Source organism: Streptomyces sp. 5-10, from assembly GCF_014712245.1.
GTDB lineage: Bacteria > Actinomycetota > Actinomycetes > Streptomycetales > Streptomycetaceae > Streptomyces > Streptomyces violaceusniger.
The window spans coordinates 74,842-92,259 of record NZ_JACVYG010000022.1; the positions used below are offsets into that span (position 1 = coordinate 74,842).

The window sequence follows — 17,418 nt, forward strand, 5'->3', positions numbered from 1 at the left end:
TATACCCACATTCACCCCTTCGATAGCGGGCCGTTCCCCAACCTACTCCCGCTACGGGCGGCGCCGACATCCCTTTCCCGCGGTGAGGGCTCACCGGCCACGGGGCGCCGCCCCCCGGCTCAGCGGCCCCCGCTCAGCGGCGGAAGATCTCCAGCCGGGTGGGCGCGGGCCGCCCCGGCGCGGGCAGGCCGAGGCCGCGGCGCCCCGGGGTGATCGACCCCAGCACGCTGGCATGGCGGGCGCCGGTGCAGCTCGGCACCGTACCGGCCAGCCCATGGGCGGTCAGGAAGGCGAGGACGGCGAAGGCGTACGCCTCCTTGGCCGCCGCCGGAAGGCCGAGGTCATCGGAGGTCCGCAGCGCGATGGGGCCCAGCTCCCGGCGCAACGCCCGCATCAGGGTGGGGTTGCGGGTGCCGCCGCCCGAGGCGATCACCTCGGTGGCATGCACCGACCGCACCGCGTCGGCCACCGTCCGGGCCGTCAGCTCGGTGACGGTGGCGACCACGTCGTCGTCCGGCACCGGGCCCGTGGCGGCCAGGGCCGCCCGCAGACAGGACGCGTGGAACAGCTCCTTGCCGGTGGTCTTGGGCGCGGGCAGCGCATAGTACGGCTCGGCCAGCAGCCGCTCCAGCAACGGCTCGTGGACGGTGCCGCGCGCCGCCATGGCGCCGTCCGCGTCATGGTCCAGCCGGCCGCCCGTCAGTTCGCCGACCGCCGCGTCGATGAGCGCGTTCGCCGGGCCGGTGTCGAATGCCAGCGGATCGGCGGCGCCGGCGACCACCGTGATGTTGGCGATCCCGCCCAGGTTGAGGGCGGCGCACACACCGGGCCGCCCGCGCAGCCACAGGGCGTCCACCAGGCTGACCAGGGGAGCGCCCTGGCCGCCCGCGGCCACGTCGCGGGTGCGCAGATCGGAGACCACCGGGCGGCCGGTGGCCTCGGCGATCCAGGCGGGCCGGCCGAGCTGGAGCGTGCCGTGCACCCGTCCGCCCTCGGCCCAGTGGTACACCGTCTGCCCGTGGGAGCCGATGAGGTCCGTACGCCCCTCGCACAGCTCCCGGTCGGCGCGGACCGCGAGCGCGGCGAACGCCTGGCCGATCCGGGTGTCGAGCGCGCACACGTCCCGCATGGTGGTGGCCGCCGGGGGCAGCGCGGCGCGCAGCGCCGACCGCAGCGCCTCCGGGTACGCCTCGCTGACCAGCCCCAGCGGGGCCAGCACCACGGTGTCGCCGTCGAGCACCAGATCGGCTGCCGCGGCGTCCACCGCGTCATGGGACGTGCCCGACATCAGACCGATCACCCGCATGATGTCTCCTCCTCCCGCTCGGCCCCCGTCGTGGCCCGCGCCGCGTCGGGCAGCGCCCCGCGGGGGTCCTCCCCGCGCGGGGTGAACAGGGCGACCACGCTGACGGCGCAGACAGCGCGTACGCCAGTCCCGGACCCGTGTGGCGGACCCGGGTCGGGAACATCTCGGCGAGCATGGCCGGACCAGGCCCCGCCATCAGGCCCACCACCACGCCCGCCACGAAGACCGCCGCCCCCTGGACCCACGCCGAACTGCCCGGATCCTGGAATCCGCTGGGGACGTCGTCACATCCGGGCCCTTTCAGCCGTCACCGCCAAGGGGATGTGATGTCCGTACCCGTCAGCGAGCGCGGTTACCGGTGCGAGGGCGGTTCCAGCGGCGCTCGAGGTCTGGGCAGATCCCGTACGCCCCGAGGGGCGGGTCCATACCGTGCCGTACGGGCCCGCCCTCAGCCGCGCAGCACCGCGTTGCACTCCCGCTGCAGCGCGATGTCCTGCCACATCGGGTGCTGGGGCGCCGCGTTGGAGCACACCACCGCGCCCCACGCGCCCACCCGTGCCGACTCCTCGACGGCGCGGCGGCAGAACGCGGCCCCCACCGGGCCCTCCTCGAAGGTCCCGTGCAGCGGGGTGTAGCCGATCCAGCCCTCGCCGAAGACCAGCGGAACCCCGTTTCCGGCCGCCCAGTCCGCGGCCGCCTCGATCCAGGTCACCAGCCGCTGGTCCATCGCCAGCCGGTGCACGGCGTAGCGGTCGTACAGCCAGGCGTCCCAGCGGTCGGGGTCGCACCAGTCGTGGACGTAGATCTCCCGGGGGCCGACCGTGGTGGCCTCCAGCCGCCAGCGATCGCCGGGTGGAGGGGCCCAGTCGGCCAGATCGGGGGCGCCGGGGCGCAGCAGCTCCCGGCGGACCGCCTCCTGGGGGAAGGGGCGGTCCCGGTCGCGGATGGCAAAGGTGGTCAGCAGCTCGTCCAGCACCCCGTAGACATAGGGGTGGAAGACCGCCACATCCACCTCGCGGGGGACCCCGCGCAGCGAACCGACCGGCACCTTGGCGTAGTTGACCGTGACCGGCCGGTTGGGGTGGCGCTCCTTGAACCGGGCGAGGCCCCGCTCCAGCCGCGGCCGCAGGGCGACGACCTTGTCCTCGCCGTCCAGCCCTTCGGTGAGCCGGCTGCCCTGGACCTCGTTGTGCAGCTCGGTGAAGGCGATCCGGTCGTCCAGACCGTGGATCACCAGGAAGTCGATCAGATCCGCCAGCGCGTCCGCGAGCGCCTCGGCACGCCGCTCGGGATCGACGGCCATCAGCGCGTCGAACCAGGCGCGGTCCTCGCCGAACGACGGGCTCTGCTGGTACTCCCAGCTGGAGAGAATGACGAAGCAGTCATGGCGCAGGGCCGCCTCGAACAGCTCGCGCAGCCACGCCCGTCCGTCGATCTCGCCCCCGCCGCCCAGGTCGTACCAGCGCATCCGCTGCCCGTACGCGCCGCCCAGCGCCGACGGCCGCAGCTTGGTCGTGTCCAGCCGGGAGCCGAAGAGCAGGAACGGCATGGCGCAGACGCGTACCGTGTTGTAGCCGCGGGCCACGGCATCCTCGAAGGCGCGGTCCAGATCGGCGAAGGGCTCATCCGGGCCGGTGCGGGTGTACCAGCTGAAGTCCCACAGCGAGATGGTCAGTTTGTCCGGCAGATGCGGCGACAGCGTCACAGGGGGCTCCCCGCGGTCGGCGGCTCGGCGATGACAGAGACGAGAGATCGGTTCATGGTCCGGAATGCGCCAACGGGCTGTCAAGATGTATTCATAAATAATGGCCAGCGTTAGGGTGGTCGGGTTTCCACCCCGTTCACCCGGTCTTCCCGTTCATCCGGCCTTCCCACGAGGAGAACATCCATGGCGTCCTATGCCGGCCGAGGCGTGCACGGCCAGGTGGTGCGGCGGCTGGGCGCCCGCATCGTCGCCGGGGACTTCGCCGAGGGCGACATCCTCGACGTCCGCGCGCTGGGAGAGGAGCTGGACGTCAGCCTTACGGTGATGCGCGAAGCCCTCAAGGTGCTCGCGGGCAAGGGGCTGATCGACGCCCGGCAGAAGCGCGGCACCTTCGTCCGTCCCCGCTCGGCCTGGCACCTCCTCGACGCCGATGTCATCCGCTGGCGCATGGACGGCGGGGACGGCCGGCGGCTGATGCGCGACCTTATCGACATCCGCGGCGTCGTCGAGCCCGCCGCCGCCCACCGCGCGGCGCTGCGCCGCACCGACGCCGACCTGACCGCGCTGGAGGCGGCACTGGCCGCGATGGAGCGCGCCCGCGGCGATCTGGCGGCCGAGGCGGAGGCGGACGCCGCCTTCCACCGCGCGCTGCTCACCGCCACCGGCAATGAGCTGCTGGCCCGTCTCGAGCTGATCCTGGAGCCCGGGCTGCGGGAGCGCGACCGCCTGGTGCACGCCCACGGCGACGCCGACGACCCCGTACCCAGCCACCGCCGGGTGCTGGAGGCCGTCCGGGACCGGAACGCTCCCCGCGCCGAGCTGGCCATGCTCGATCTGCTCGCCAAGGCGGCCGAGGACGTCGACCGGGCGGCGGCCCGGCCCGCCCGGCGCTGAACCCCTCCACGCGACCCGTACGGCGGTCGCGCCGACTGTATGGAGGCTATGTGGAGGCTAGGCGGGCCCTCAGGCGATCCAGCCGTAGCCGGGCCGTGGCCTGCGCGAGGCCGGGGGCGCGCCCACGCTCTCCAGGTCGTGCTCGGCGGCCCGCACCAGCTGTTGCCCCAGGTCGCTGAGCGCCCGCCCGGCCGCGAGCTCATCGCCGATCACGGGCACGTCCTCGTCGTCCGGGTTGCACCGGGCCAGTCCCCGGCCGGTGAGCGCCGTGGCCCCGGTGTCCAGCTCCACGCGCGCCCTGGTCCGCCCCTCGTCCTCGGAGAGGTAGAGATGGACCTTCCACTCCACTGTGTGCGACATGGTCTGCTCCTCACCTTCTGGCGGCCGCTTCCGACGCCGGAAGCGGCCGGACCCCGCGGCGGCGGCCGGGGCCCCGCTCAGCGGCGGTTCCTGCCGGACCACGCGGGTTCCACCACCTTCCACTCTGCCTCCCATCGGGCGTACCGCCTGCGGTCCAGGGCCCGCCGGACCCGGGCCCGCCCGGTGAACGCGAGCGCGGCCACCGTCGCCGCGGTGATACAGCCGGTGAACCAGCCCATGGTCCGCGCGGTCGAGGGGGAGGAGGGCGGCTGCGCCAGGGCGCCCTCGCGGTTCACCCAGACCCGTACCTCGTCCCCTGAGCCGCCCTCGCCCGCCACCGTGGCGGTGCCCGTATGGCGCTCACCGTCATCCGCGACCCAGCGCACCCGGGCCTGCCGCGGCTCCCGCACATCGCTGTGGGCCGGGCCGGGGGTGGCATCGGCGAGCCGAGCGGTGATCTGGTGCCGGGCCGAGGTCTCGGCGGCCACGACGCGCATCTGGGAGGCGTGTGCCGCGTACCCCGCGCTGATCGCGGCGGCCGGCAGCCCGACCACGAGGATCAGCACGAACAGCACCGTGCACCAGGTCTGGATCCGGTCCGTCCGGCGGCGCAGCGGGTTGGGCCCCCTGGCCGGACGCTTGAGCAGGGGCGGACGCGGCCCGAATACGCGTCGCGGTCCGTGGGTGTTCATGGTCTGGCCTCCAGCGAGTGCTGACGTCGGCGCGCGGTCGCGCGGGCGTCGGGATCAGGTGCGCGGGGCGGGCTGATAGGCGCCGGGCACCATCCGCGCGCTGATCGCCGTGCGGTTGTAGGCGTTGATCACGACGGCGGCCCAGATCACGGCCGCCACCTGCGGTTCGTCGAAGACCTCGCGGACGGCCGCGTACACCTCGTCCGGCACATGGCCGTCCTGGATCGAGGTCACCGCCTCGGTCAGCGCGAGCGCGGCCCGCTCCCGCTCGGTGAAGAACGGGGTCTCCCGCCAGGCGGCGAGGGTGTGGATGCGCTGCTCGGTCTCGCCCTGGGCGCGGGCGTCCTTGGTGTGCATGTCCAGGCAGAACGCGCAGCCGTTGAGCTGCGAGGCGCGGATCCTGACCAGCTCCAGCAGCTCGGGCTCGACCCCCGCCGCCCGGGCGGCCCGCACCGCCGCCCGGTGCAGCTCCCCCATCGCGGCCGAGACCTCGGGGGCGAGGCCCTTCAGATCCAGCCGGGCGGTGGTGCGGGCCGGGGTGGTCGTCGTCATCGGTGAACTCCGTTCGTCGCAATCGGGGGGTCGGGGCGATCAGTGGATCGGGACGGTCAGGGGGTTGGGAACGCCGTCGAGCCAGGTCTGCCAGGAGGCGGCGCGCAGCGCCGGGCCCGCCCGCAGCGGGCGGCCCAGCCACGCGGTCACCGGGCGGATCCCGTGCACCGCGTTGACCAGCCATACCTCGCGGCCGTCCAGCTCCTGCACGGTGCGGCGGCGGTGCTCGGTGCGGATGCCCAGCTCGGCCGCCCGGTCCTGGATCAGGGCCGAGGTCACGCCCGCCAGCAGCGGAAGCTCCGGGGGCGGCAGACACAGCACGTCGTCCTCCCACCACAGGACGCTCGCCGCCGTGCCCTCGAGCACCAGCCCGGAGGGGGTGGTGAGCAGCAGCTCCTGCGCGCCGCGGGCGGCGGCCCGCTCCCGCAGATGCGCCAGGAGGGACAGGTCGGGGCCGATGCGGCGGGGATGCGACCGCGGGTCGAACTCCTCGGTCAGGCACACGGTCACATTGACCGTCCGCGGCGGCGCGGGCCGGACCCGCAGGAACAGCCGGGCCGGTTCCGGACCGGCCAGCTCGACCCGTGGGAACCAGCGCTCGGTGCGCGGCAGGGCGGCGATCGCGTCGCGCCAGAAGCTCTCGATCCGGGCGGGGGAGTCGCCGCTCGCCTCGACGCACGCGGCGACGAACCGGCGGCGGTGGTGGTCGAGCCCCCGCACCCGCCCGTCGTCGATCAGCCAGGAGTCGGCGGCCAGCAGCGCGCTGTCCGGCACCGCCCGGGAGGGCATCAGCCCGCCGTCCTCGCGCCACATCAGCGTCCACTGCTTCTGGTCCGACGCGTCGGCGTGACCGATGTTCTGTGTGGCGACCATGTCCGCTTCCACGTCTCCGTCCCGATGTGCTCGATGCCCCGATGTGTTCGATGTCCCGATGTGCTCGATGTCTCGATGTCCGATGCCGTGCTGTCCCGGTGTCCTACGTCCGCGTTCCGTCGTTCCGTCGTTCCGTCGTTCCGTCGTTCCGTTGTCCGGCCGGGATCCTGGCCGCGCTCGCTGGATTGCCGGTCAATAGCCGCGCGCCGGGCCACCCCGGGGGCCGTAGGGGGCGTGTTCCAGCCACTCCCCGCAGCGGGGGACCACCGGGGACAGGGCGGCCGCCACGCGCTGGGTCGCCCGCTTCCACGGCCGGGGCCGCAGATGGTCCAGGGCCGCTCCGGCGGCCTCGCTGTTGTAGAGGGCCGCGCTCCGGCGGGCGGAGGCGTACCCGGCCACCGTGGCGGGTCCCCGCGATGGCTCGGAGCATGCCGTCGACACCGCCTCCGCCGCCGCGACGGCGTCCGCGATCCCGCTGTTCATCCCGCGGGCCCCGAAGGGCGGGAAGAGATGCGCCGCCTCGCCCGCCAGCAGCACCCGGCCGGACGGATCCGCGAACGACGCGGCGACCTTGCGCAGGAAGTGGTATCGCGACACCCACAGCACCTGGTGGGCGCAGTCCTCGCCCACCAGCCGGGGCAGCCAGCGGCGCAGCGCCTTCTCGGTGCCGAAGGACTCCGGCGGATCGTCCGCGCGGCACTGCAGATCGATCTGGAAGCCCCCGGTGAACGGCACCCGCAGCACGGTGCGGCCGCCGGTGCCGGGGTGCTCGTAGTGGAAGACCCGCTCGACCGGCAGGTCCCCGCCGGGCGGATCCGCCACGTCCACGACCACGTGGTAGCCGTCGGACCGGGTGCCCTCCAGCGGGATGCCCAGCGCCTTGCGCACCCCCGAACGGGCCCCGTCTGCGGCGATGACATGGCCGGCCGTCCAGCTCTCGCCGGCCCTATCGGTCACCGTCACCCCGTCGCCGTCGGTGCGCACCTCGTGCACCTCGGCGTCGAAGCGGAACTCCACGCCCGCCTCCGTACACGCCTCGTGGAGGAACCGCTCGGTGTCCACCTGACGCAGGCTGGTGAACGCGGGCAGGTCCGTGGCCCCGTCCCCGGAAGCTCGCGGAAAGGTCTGCGCGAACACCTCGCGGCCGCGGTAGAGGGTGCGCCGGGTGCGCCAGGTGGTTCCGTACGCCGCGATCCGCGTGCCCAGCCCCGGGCGGGCCCGCTCCAGCAGCCGCAGCGACCGCCGGTGGACGAACAGCGCGCGGCTCCCGGGCCGCACCCGGTCCCGCGCCCCGGCCTCCAGTACCAGGACCGGCAGCCCGGCGGCGCGCAGGGTGAGCGCCGCCGTCATCCCGACCGGTCCGGCGCCCACCACCAGAACCGGGCCGCCGTCCCTACCCGCCGCCATGTCAGCCACCGACCGGTGCGGTGGACAGGGCGGACAGGGTGGGCAGCTCACCTGCGGCGAGCCGCCGGGCGATCTCCAGCCGCTTGATCTTCCAGGTGGCGGTGCGCGGCAGATCCTCGAAGCGGCACTGCACCGGCTCGGCCAGCGCCGGAAGATCCTCGGTCGCCCGCCGCCAGCTGTCGGGGTCCAGCGGCAGGTTCCCCCGGGTGCACACCACCGGCACCGGCTCGCGCCCAGGACCGTGGACGATGATCACTTCCCGGAGGTCGGCGAACCGCGACAGCAGCTCGTCCTCCACCTCCAGCGTGCTGTCCACGGTGGAGATCTGGTCCACCTCGCGGTCCAGCAGATACAGCGCGCCCCACCGGTCGCGGTAGCCCATGTCGCCCATCCGCCACCAGCCCCGGTCCACCTGCCGGGCGTAACTCTCCGGCGCGCCGAGATAGGTGAGGATCCGGCCGCGGGTGCGGGCCTCGATGGCCCCCGTCGCACCCGGCGGGCACGTGCGGCCCCGCTCGTCCACCACCCGGATCCGGGTGAATCCGGGGATGCCGGTGCCCACCCGCCGTGCCTCCACCCGGTCCGCGCCCCGCCGGGTGTACCAGCCGAAGGCGACGGGCCCGGTCTCGCTCTGCCCGTACAGCTGCATCAGCCGGGGGTCGCGGCGCCGGGACGCGGCGAGCAGCCGCCGCACCGTCCGGGGGTGGATGGCGTCGAACGTGGAGCCGTACGCCCGGACGTTGGACAGCGGGCCGTTCGGCACGTCGGCCAGGTCCTCCCACAGCACATAGGTGTTGGGGTGCGTCTCCACGATGCCGGGGCGGTGCGCCGCCAGCAGCGGGCCGGCGTGGGCCGGGTCGGGGTCGACGAGCAGCAGCAGCGGGCTGCCGAAGTGCAGCAGTACGCCCAGCAGATGGTAGAAGCGGGAGTGGACGAACGACATGTGCAGCGCGGCCGCCTCCCCGCGGGTGGCCCGGCCCAGCGCCTGCTGGGGCACCAGCCGGTTCCACATGGTGTGCGGGCAGTGCACGGCCAGCTTCGGTATGCCGGTGGTCCCCGAGCTGTGGGTGATCAGCGAGGGCTCCCGGGGGTGGAGCCTGATGGCCGGGCGGCGCGGCACCCCGGCGAGCGCGGCCAGCGCGACGGTGTTCCCGGGCGCCTCGTCCACCGTCAGCACGCCCCGGGCCAGGGTGGTGTCCACCGTGCTCAGCGTGGACTCCAGCGTCGCCCGGTCGGTGATCAGCCACGGGGCGTGCAGCCGGTCCAGCAGCACCGCGGCCACCTGTCCCTCCAGTGAGGGCGACAGCAGTGCCGGGACGGCGCCGATCCGGGAGACGGCGCAGGTCAGCAGCACGATGTCGACGTTGTCGCCCTTGAGGATCGCCACATGCTCACTCGGGCGGACCCCCGCCGACCACAGCCGGGCGGCCAGGTCGTCGACCAGATCGGCCAGTTCGGTGTAGCCGAGGTCGGTACCGGCGTCGGGGGCGACGTCCAGTGGCCGGTCCAGGGTCACCCTGACCATGCCGTGCCGGGCCGCAGCCTCCTGGAACATCAGCCCCAGATAGAACCCGCGCTCGGGGAGAAGCCGCTGCAACATATCGAGGTCCTCATCGTTCGAAGGTGTTCAGGGGGCCGCGCGCTCGGGCGCGGCCGGCGAGCCGGTTCGACCCGTCACCAGCGGCCCGTGCGGACGACATGGCGCCGCAGCTTTCCCGTCGGGGTGCGCGGCAGCGAGTCCACCAGGCGCACGGTGCGCGGTGCCTTGTAGGCGGCGAGCCGTCGCCGGGCCAGCGCGATCAGATCGGCCGTCAGCGTCTCCTCGTCCACCGCCGAGCCGCCTGGGCCGCCTGGGCCACCCGGGTTGCCCGAGCCGTCCGGGCCGCCCGCGTCGGCCGCCCGTACGACATAGGCGCGCAACCGGGTCGCGCCCCGCTCGTCGAGGACGGCCGCCACCGCCACCTCGCGCACCGACGGGTGCTGCCGCAGCACCTCCTCGACCTCCAGTGGCGACACGGTGATCCCGCCGACCATCTCCAGGTCGTCCACCCGGCCCAGATGGCGGTAGGTCCCGTCGCGCTCGCGCCGGGCCCGGTCCCGGGTGGCGAGCCAACCGCCGTCCCGCGGATGGCCGGTGACCACCGTCGGGCCCCGTACCCACAGCTCGCCCTCGGCCGAGCCGTCGGCGCCGTCCGCCACCACCGCGCCCTCGCCGTCCCGCAGCTCCAGCTCGAAGCGGGGCACCGGACGGCCGAGGGTGCCGGGGACGTTGTCCCACACCGTGTTGGCGCAGAAGGCGTGGCCCGCCTCGGTGGAGCCGATCTGCTCCAGCACCGGTGCGCCGAGCAGTTCACCGACCCGCTCGCCGAGGGCGGGCGGCAGCCCCTCGCCCGCGCTGACCGCCGCGCGGACGGAGGCGAAGCAGGCCGTGTGGCCGGTGCCGCGCTCGTCCACCAGGGCGGCGTACGAGGACGGCACCGAGTACAGCAGGGTCACCCGGTGCCGGGCCACGAGGTCGTCGATGAGGGCAGGTCCGGGGCGGTCCGCCGTGAGCACCGCGGCCGACCCCGAGAAGAGGGGGAAGGCGAAGGCGTTCCCGAAGCCGTAGGCGTAGAACAGCTTGGACACCGAGAACGACACGTCCGCCGGGCCGATGTCCAGCACCTCCTGCCCGACCAGGTCGTGATAGGCGGCCACATCGCCGTGGCTGTGGACCACCGCCTTGGGGCGGCCGGTGGTCCCGGAGGTGTACTGGACGTACAGCGGGGTGGCGGCCGTCACCGGCTCCGCCGCCGGGGCCGGGGCCGCCGAGCCGAGCGTGGTGGGCGGGCCGGTCAGGGCCGACAGCTGGTCGGCGCCGAGCCAGGGGACGCGGTCGAAGTGGTCCTGGAGATCGGGGCCGGAGACGGCCAGCGCGGTACGCGAGTCCTCGGCCATGAAGCGGTGGTCGTCGGCGGTGAGCGCGGGGTTGACCAGCACCGCCACGGCGCCCAGCCGGGCGGTGGCCAGAAACGTGGTCACCCACATGATGCCGTCGGGCAGCGCCAGCAGCACCCGGTCACCGGCCGCCACCCCCCGGCTCGCCAGCACGGTGGCCGCCCGCTCGGCGCGGTCGTGGACCTCGCCGTGGGTCCAGACCCGGTGGCCCTCGAGGAAGGCGGCCCGGCCGGACCAGCCGCGGCGGTCCGCGAGCGCCGCGAGATGCGCGGCCACATTGGCCGAGACCGTGGGCCCGACGGGCGCGGGTGGGGCGGACACCGATATGGCGGTCACCGGCCGAGCTCCTTGGCCGCGGGCGCGGGCGGCGCCGCGGCGGCGGCCACGAGCAGATCGCCGATCTCCCCGGCGGACGTGGGCTCCCCCGCGGACGCGGGCTCCACGGCCTGGTAGGCACGCATGGTGGCGGCGGTCTTCAGCAGCATCTCCTCGTACTCCTCGGCCGGGTCGGAATCGAGAACGATGGCGCCGCCCGCGCCGATGTGCATCCGCCCGCCGGAGAACACGGCCGTGCGGATCACGATGTTGAGGTCGGCCGCGCCGTTGCAGCTGAGGTAGCCGAGTGCCCCGGAGTACACACCGCGGGCCTCGGTCTCCAGCGAGTCGATGATCTCCAGCGTGCGCATCTTGGGCGCGCCGGTCATGGAGCCGCCCGGGAAGCAGGCCCGGACGCAGTCCACCGAGGTGGTCTCGGGGCGCAGCCGGCCGCGCACGGTGGAGACCAGCTGGTGAACGGTGGCGTAGGTCTCGGTGTTCATCAGCCGCGGCACATACACACTGCCCGACGCGCACACCCGCCCCAGGTCGTTGCGGAGCAGGTCCACGATCATCAGGTTCTCGGCGCGGGCCTTGGAGCTGGAGGCGAGGGCGGCCAGCGCCCGCGCGTCCTTCTCCGGGTTCTGGCCGCGCGGGGCGGTGCCCTTGATCGGCTTGGTCTCGGCGGTGCCGTCGGGGGTGATGCGCAGAAAGCGCTCGGGGGAGGCGCAGGCCACATCGGTGCCGTCGAACCGCAGATAGGCGGCGTACGGTGCCGGGTTGAACCGCCGCAGGGCCCGGTAGAAGGCGTAGGAGTCGTCCGGGGCGGGCAGCCAGGCGGAGTTGGTCAGGCAGATCTCGTAGCTCACCCCGGCGCGCAGCTCCCGCAGACACGCCTCGATCGAGGCCAGGTACCGCTCCCGGTCCCGCACCAGCCAGGGCTCCACGGCGGCCGTGGTGGGGAGGGCGGGCGGTTGCGGGGCGGGCTCGGTGAGCGTCGGCACCCCGCTGAGCACGGTCACGGTGGTGTCCAGCCAGTCCTTCGCCTCCCGGTGGCCGTCGGGGGTGTCCTCGGCGAGGCAGCAGATGTAGGTGACGCCCTCCTGGTGGTCGACGGCGACGAACCGGTCGGCGAAGAGCCAGCAGGCGTCCGGGGTGGTGGCCCGGTGGCGGTTGGGGGAGCCGCAGTCGGCCTTGAGTTCGTAGCCGAAGTAGCCCACATAGCCGCCGGTGAAGTCGAAGGGCAGGTCGGGGGCGTTGATCCGGCGGCGGGTCAGCTCCCGCTTGAGGTAGTCGAAGACGCTGCCCTCGACCCGGACGGCGGGCCCTCCCGCCCGCTCGACCTCGCACACGCCGGTGTCGGTGTCGTAGCGGACGAACTCGGCGAGCGGGCCCGTGCCGTCCCCGAGGAAGGAGAAGCGGGCCTCGCCGGACTCGGCGCGCGAGCTGTCGAGCCAGAACGCGTGCGGCGCCTTCGCGTACAGCCGGGTGAAGGCCGCCTCGGTGTCGGTGGCGTCGGCCAGCCACCGGGCGTGCAGCCGGTAGGCGGGGCCTTCCGGGGGCGTCTGCGCCGGGGCGGCCCGCTCGGGGGCGGGCCGGGCGAGCTCCGTTCGGGGGTCTCGGGGGTCTCGGGGGTCTCGGGGGTCCGCCTCGCCGGTGGGCGGGGAGTCCGCCTCGCCGGTGGGCGGGGAGTCCGGCGCGGTGCCCGCCGCGGCCGCCGCCTTGGCCTTGGCCTTGGCCGCCGTACGGGCGCGGCGCGGCTCCTCGGCGGAGGCGGGGGTCACGGTGGAGGTCACCGACTCGCCGTTGGCGTGCTCGATGGTCAGATCGCGGAAGTTGCTGAACATGCGGTGGCCGTATCCGGTCAGCACCGACTCCGGGTGGAACTGGACGCCCCACAGCGGACGGGCCCGGTGGCGCAGCCCCATCAGCACACCGTCCTCGGACCAGGCGATGCCCTGCAGCCCCAGCGGCAGTGGCTCGGCCACGCACAGCGAGTGATAGCGCACGGCCGTGAAGTCCTGCGGAAGGCCGCGGAACAGCCCGCGCCCGCCGTGTTTGATCCGGGACAGATGCCCGTGCTTGGGCTCGGGCGCGGACACCACCCGCGCCTGCGCGCCGAGCGCGATCCCCTGGTGCCCCAGGCACACCCCCAGTACGGGGATGGGCGACCGCTCGATCAGCCGGGCGGTGGCGCCGAAGTCCCGGGGGTCGCCCGGATGTCCGGGGCCGGGGGAGAGCACGATGTTGTCGAACGCGGAGAGATCGATGTCCGCGCACTCCGGCGCGTCATGCAGAAGCACCTCCGGTTCCTCGCCGTTGACCTCGGTCAGCAGATGAAAGAGGTTGTACGTGTACGAGTCGTAATGATCGACGAGGAGTGTCCTCAGCGATTCCATCCGGATTGCCTCCTTGCGATGAGAAAACCGACCGGGTATCACCCGCCCCGGTCCTCGGGCCGCGCCGCCCGCTCACCTACCGGCGAGCGCGTGGGCCGTCGGCCGCCATCCGCCTGTGACGTCCTCGTATCGACTGAAGCGGCGGGTAGAGCCACTTCTTCAGAAGCCGCTGCAGCCGTGGCATGACCAGCCAGGTCACCATCGCGGTCACACCGAGACACAAGGCCAGGGTCCGCAGCAGGAAATTGGTGTCCTTGATGAACGGGATCACGAGCACATTGAAGATGAGAACCGGAGGGAAGACAGCGCTCAGATTCACCAGCCACAGCTTCCATTTGGGCGGTGGCGGCAGCGGCCGCACCGGCCCCTTGAACCAGTTCTCCAGTCCCGAGGTGCGCTGTGTTCCCTTTTCCTGGACGAAGGGCCCGGCGCGGGACGCCAATCGCGCGCGCTCCAGCGAGGAATCCCATGCCCGAGCCGGTCCTTCCGCCTCGAACCGGTAGAGGACGTGCCACTCCGAGGAGGTCGAACCGGATCCCATCACCCCGCCTCCGAGATATCCCGGAAGGCTTGCCGCGGCATTGAGCATCTCGATCGCCCAGGCATAGAACTCGCTTTCGCGGCCGGGGTCCACCCGGTATGCGGCAGTCACCGTGACCGGTTCACTGTCCACTCCAGCCGCAACTCCTTTCCGTGCCGTTACCTTCGCCTGTTGTGTCCGGCGAGATGACACGAAGTGTTCCACACCGTGCGATCGGGAACAGTGGAATGCTCAACAACGTACATAAAAACTCGGAAAGGCCGCCGTGACCTGGGCGTTACCTGCGGTTCGGGGTTCTGGCGGGACCGCGGCGGGGCCGCTGATAAAGAATCTCCGAGCGGGATTGAACATGAGGAAGCGCCGGGCCGTATAAAGCGTAATGCGGCCCGGCGCTTCGTGGCTTCGATCAGTCGATCAGCTCGATCAGCTCAGCTCGATCGGCTTGGTCGGCTTGGTCGGCTCGATGAGCCTCGGTCAGCCGAGTACCTTCTCCAGCGCCGCCAGCGCCCCCTCCAACTCCGCACGGGTGATGGTCAGCGGCGGTGCCAGGCGGATCGTCGAGCCATGGGTGTCCTTGACCAGGATCCCCTCGGCCATCAGCCGCTCGCTCACCTCGCGGCCGGTGCCGAGCGCGGGGTCCACATCGACGCCCGCCCACAGCCCGCGGCAGCGGTAGCCCACGACGCCCTTGCCGGTCAGCCCCGCCAGCCCGTCCCGCAGCACCTCGCCCAACTCCCTCGCCCGGCGCTGGAATTCGCCGGTGCGCAGCAGGTCGACCACGGCCGAACCGACCGCCGCGGCCAGCGGATTGCCGCCGAAGGTGGAGCCGTGCTCACCGGGGCGCAGCACTCCGAGCACCGCACGGTCGGCCACCACCGCCGACACCGGCACGATGCCGCCGCCCAGCGCCTTGCCGAGCAGCAGCACATCCGGCATCACCGACTCGTGCTCGACGGCCAGCGTGGTGCCGGTGCGGCCCAGACCGGACTGGATCTCATCGGCGATGAACAGCGTCCCGGTGCGCCGGGTCAGCTCGCGCACCCCGCGCAGATAGCCGTCGTCGGGGATGACCACGCCCGCCTCGCCCTGGATGGGCTCGATGAGGACCGCCGCCGTGGTCTCGTCGACGGCGGCCTCCAGCGCCGCGAGGTCGTTGTACGGCACGACGCGGAAGCCGGGGGGATATGGGCCGAAGCCGTCGCGGGCCACGGGGTCGGTGGAGAAGCCGACGATCGTCGTCGTACGGCCGTGGAAGTTGTCGGCCGCCACCACGATGGTGGCCTGGTCCGGGGCGACGCCCTTCACCTCGTACGCCCACTTGCGGGCGACCTTGATGCCGCTCTCCACCGCCTCCGCGCCGGTGTTCATCGGCAGCACCATGGAGAGCCCGGTGAGCTCCGCCACCCCCTCGGCGAACCCGGCCAGCCGGTCGTTGTGGAAGGCCCGGGAGGTCAGCGTGAGCTGGTCGAGCTGGCGGTGGGCGGCGTCGATCAGCGCCGGGTGGCGGTGGCCGAAGTTGAGGGCGGAGTACCCGGCCAGCATGTCCAGGTAGCGGCGCCCCTCGACGTCCCGGACCCAGCTGCCCTCGGCGTGGGCGACGACCACGGGCAGCGGGTGGTAGTTGTGCGCGAGCGAGGTTTCCTCGGCGCGGATCAGCTCCCGCGAGGAGCGAGCGGCGCCGTTCGCGACGGCCGAGCCGGAACCGGAGGCGGTGGCCCCGGAGGCGGCGGCCGCGGAGTCGGGGGCGGTGGCCGCGGAGCCGGTGGAGTCGGAGGCGGTGGGGGTGGTGGCGGTCATCAGCGGATCTCCTGTGTGCAGCACTTGATGCCCCCGCCGGCCTTGTGCAGTTCCGACAGGTCGACGGGGACGGGGACGTAACCGCGGTCGGTGAGCTGGTCGATGAGCCCGGTGGCCCGGGGCGCGACGAAGACATGGCGGCCGTCGGAGACCGAGTTGAGGCCGAAGGCCATGGCGTCGTCGCGGGTGGCGATCAGCGCGTCGGGGTAGAGCCGCCCCAGCACCTCACGGCTGCCGGGGGAGAACGCCTCCGGGTAGTAGGCGATGTTCCGGTCGTCGAGGACGAACAGCGCGGTGTCCAGGTGGTAGAAGTACGGGTCCACCAGCAGCAGGCTGATGGTCGGCACCCCGAAGAACTCCTGCACCTCCTGATGGGCCGCCCGGGTGGTGCGGAAGCCGGTGCCCGCCAGGACGTAGGGCCCGGCCGGTACCAGGTCGCCCTCGCCCTCGCACACCGACTCCGGCGGATGGACGTCGAACCCGGCCGCCTTGAACCACCGTTCGTAGGCCAGCTGTTCCGGCCGGCGCTGCGGTGCGTGGAATCGCGAGCCGAAGACCCGGCCCTCCAGGACGAGGGCCGAGTTCGCCGCGAACACCATGTCCGGCAGTCCCGCCACGGGTTCGATGAATTCGACCCGATGGCCGTGGTCGCGGTAGGCGCGGATCAGCGTCTCCCATTGCGCCTGGGCGAGGTCGGTGTCGACCTCGGTGTCCTCACGCATCCAGGGATTGATGGCATACCGCACATCGAAATATCTGGGGGCACAGGTCAGGAAGCGCCTGGGGCGCGGCACACGCGTAAGGGGCAACGGAGGATTCCTCTCGCTTCCGCGGGCGACCGGGGGATGAATCAACGGTAGAAAGCGGAGGAGAGGGGAGACAAGAAAAGAAAACTGCGTGTCGGCGCACCGATGCTGCGTGCCGGGGCCGTTTCGCGGCAGTTCATTGCGTCGCGGTCGCGGGAGGGGTCGCGCCGGCCTCCGCACTGCCCGTGAGCAGGTGTGACAGCACCATGTAGCTGATCGTCTGGCGGACGAAGGGCTCGGCCCGGATGCGCTCCAGCACCTCCTCGAAATGCTCCACATCCGTGGCCATGACATGCAGCAGGGCGTCCGCGCCGCCGGTCACCGTCATGGCCGCGATGATCTCCGGATAGTTGCGCACGACCTCCGCGAGGCGCCGGGGCGGCGCGGCGCTGTCGCAGTACACCTCCACATACGCCTCGGTCCGCCAGCCGAGGGCGGCCGGGCGCACGGTGGTGGTGAAGCCGGTGATCACATCGGTCTCCCGCATCCGGTCGACGCGGCGCTTGACCGCGGAGGCCGAGAGCCCGATCGCGGCGCCGATCTCCGTGAAGCTGGTCCTGGCGTTGGCGACCAGCGCCGCAACGATTTTGCGGTCCAGGTCGTCGAACGGTACGGACTGATGTGTCATCATCTATCATCCTTTGCGTCTTTCGTCCCCTGTGGCGAAGGGGCCTCTTCCCCGCGCTCAAAACCGCCCCCTACTCATTGAGTGCCTGAGGCGTCTTTTTCTCTACGCTCTTTCAGAAAGATTCCACAAGAGGGGGCGTGAACCGGGGTACGAACCCCCTTTTCTCCGGGGTCGCGCGGTATGGGCTCCGGGGGTACAAGGGCGGT

At 72.8% G+C, this 17,418-nt stretch carries 15 protein-coding genes and 1 pseudogene; 1 reads left to right on the forward strand and 15 read right to left on the reverse strand.

The features are described from left to right. Positions 1-133: 133 nt before the first annotated feature. From IEJ02_RS23830 to IEJ02_RS23835, 3 genes and pseudogenes are all read right to left on the reverse strand, one after another. Positions 134-1,306, reverse strand: a complete 1,173-nt coding sequence (locus IEJ02_RS23830) for an anhydro-N-acetylmuramic acid kinase (protein ID WP_191066727.1) — start codon at positions 1,304-1,306, stop codon at positions 134-136. Then, positions 1,297-1,571 (reverse strand): annotated as a pseudogene (locus IEJ02_RS51115) (MFS transporter); the annotation flags it as partial. The pseudogene IEJ02_RS51115 and the gene IEJ02_RS23830, both read right to left, overlap by 10 nt. Positions 1,572-1,754: 183 nt before the next feature. Next, the gene (locus IEJ02_RS23835) at positions 1,755-3,011 is read right to left on the reverse strand and encodes a cellulase-like family protein (RefSeq protein ID WP_191066728.1); all 1,257 of its coding nucleotides are present in this window, start codon (positions 3,009-3,011) and stop codon (positions 1,755-1,757) included. Between the two features lie 183 nt (positions 3,012-3,194). Here IEJ02_RS23835 and IEJ02_RS23840 point away from each other — a divergent pair, with 183 nt between their 5' ends. Further along, positions 3,195-3,905, forward strand: a complete 711-nt coding sequence (locus tag IEJ02_RS23840; protein ID WP_191066729.1) for a FadR/GntR family transcriptional regulator — start codon at positions 3,195-3,197, stop codon at positions 3,903-3,905. A gap of 69 nt (positions 3,906-3,974) precedes the next feature. On the opposite strand, the gene IEJ02_RS23845 is transcribed toward IEJ02_RS23840, so the two are convergent. The 12 genes from IEJ02_RS23845 to IEJ02_RS23900 form a co-directional block, all read right to left on the reverse strand. Further along, positions 3,975-4,265 carry a DUF1876 domain-containing protein gene (locus IEJ02_RS23845; protein WP_137981506.1) on the reverse strand — a complete coding sequence of 97 codons (291 nt, stop codon included), beginning with the start codon at positions 4,263-4,265 and terminating at the stop codon, positions 3,975-3,977. A 77-nt stretch (positions 4,266-4,342) separates the two neighbouring features. Then, positions 4,343-4,957 (reverse strand): Rv1733c family protein, encoded by a 615-nt coding sequence (locus IEJ02_RS23850; RefSeq protein WP_191066730.1) that lies wholly within the window; start codon positions 4,955-4,957, stop codon positions 4,343-4,345. A gap of 54 nt (positions 4,958-5,011) precedes the next feature. Further along, entirely contained in the window at positions 5,012-5,509 is a 498-nt protein-coding gene (locus tag IEJ02_RS23855) for a carboxymuconolactone decarboxylase family protein (protein ID WP_164430651.1), read from the reverse strand. A 39-nt stretch (positions 5,510-5,548) separates the two neighbouring features. Continuing rightward, positions 5,549-6,382, reverse strand: a complete 834-nt coding sequence (locus IEJ02_RS23860) for an aminotransferase class IV (RefSeq protein WP_191066731.1) — start codon at positions 6,380-6,382, stop codon at positions 5,549-5,551. A 192-nt stretch (positions 6,383-6,574) separates the two neighbouring features. Further along, complete coding sequence (locus IEJ02_RS23865; protein ID WP_191066732.1) at positions 6,575-7,789, reverse strand: FAD-dependent oxidoreductase; 1,215 nt, start codon at positions 7,787-7,789, stop codon at positions 6,575-6,577. 1 nt (position 7,790) lies between these two features. Next, on the reverse strand, positions 7,791-9,389 hold the full coding sequence (locus IEJ02_RS23870; protein ID WP_191066733.1) for a class I adenylate-forming enzyme family protein: 1,599 nt from the start codon (positions 9,387-9,389) through the stop codon (positions 7,791-7,793). 74 nt (positions 9,390-9,463) lie between these two features. Further along, positions 9,464-11,062 (reverse strand): AMP-binding protein, encoded by a 1,599-nt coding sequence (locus IEJ02_RS23875; RefSeq protein ID WP_317985891.1) that lies wholly within the window; start codon positions 11,060-11,062, stop codon positions 9,464-9,466. Then, positions 11,059-13,440, reverse strand: a complete 2,382-nt coding sequence (gene pabB, locus IEJ02_RS23880) for an aminodeoxychorismate synthase component I (protein WP_191066734.1) — start codon at positions 13,438-13,440, stop codon at positions 11,059-11,061. The genes IEJ02_RS23875 and pabB overlap by 4 nt, the downstream gene beginning before the upstream one ends. A 76-nt stretch (positions 13,441-13,516) precedes the next feature. Then, the gene (locus tag IEJ02_RS23885) at positions 13,517-14,113 is read right to left on the reverse strand and encodes a putative antibiotic biosynthesis monooxygenase (protein WP_191066735.1); all 597 of its coding nucleotides are present in this window, start codon (positions 14,111-14,113) and stop codon (positions 13,517-13,519) included. Positions 14,114-14,455: 342 nt separating this feature from the next. Further along, a complete protein-coding gene (gene rocD, locus IEJ02_RS23890; RefSeq protein WP_223864310.1) occupies positions 14,456-15,778 on the reverse strand; it encodes an ornithine--oxo-acid transaminase in 1,323 nt (440 codons plus the stop codon). Continuing rightward, positions 15,778-16,587: a dimethylargininase gene (gene ddaH, locus IEJ02_RS23895; protein WP_137981510.1), complete on the reverse strand. Its 810-nt coding sequence runs from the start codon at positions 16,585-16,587 to the stop codon at positions 15,778-15,780. Before ddaH ends, rocD begins: the two co-directional genes overlap by 1 nt. A gap of 133 nt (positions 16,588-16,720) precedes the next feature. Next, positions 16,721-17,212, reverse strand: a complete 492-nt coding sequence (locus tag IEJ02_RS23900) for an Lrp/AsnC family transcriptional regulator (RefSeq protein ID WP_191066773.1) — start codon at positions 17,210-17,212, stop codon at positions 16,721-16,723. Between the last annotated feature and the right edge of the window lie 206 nt (positions 17,213-17,418).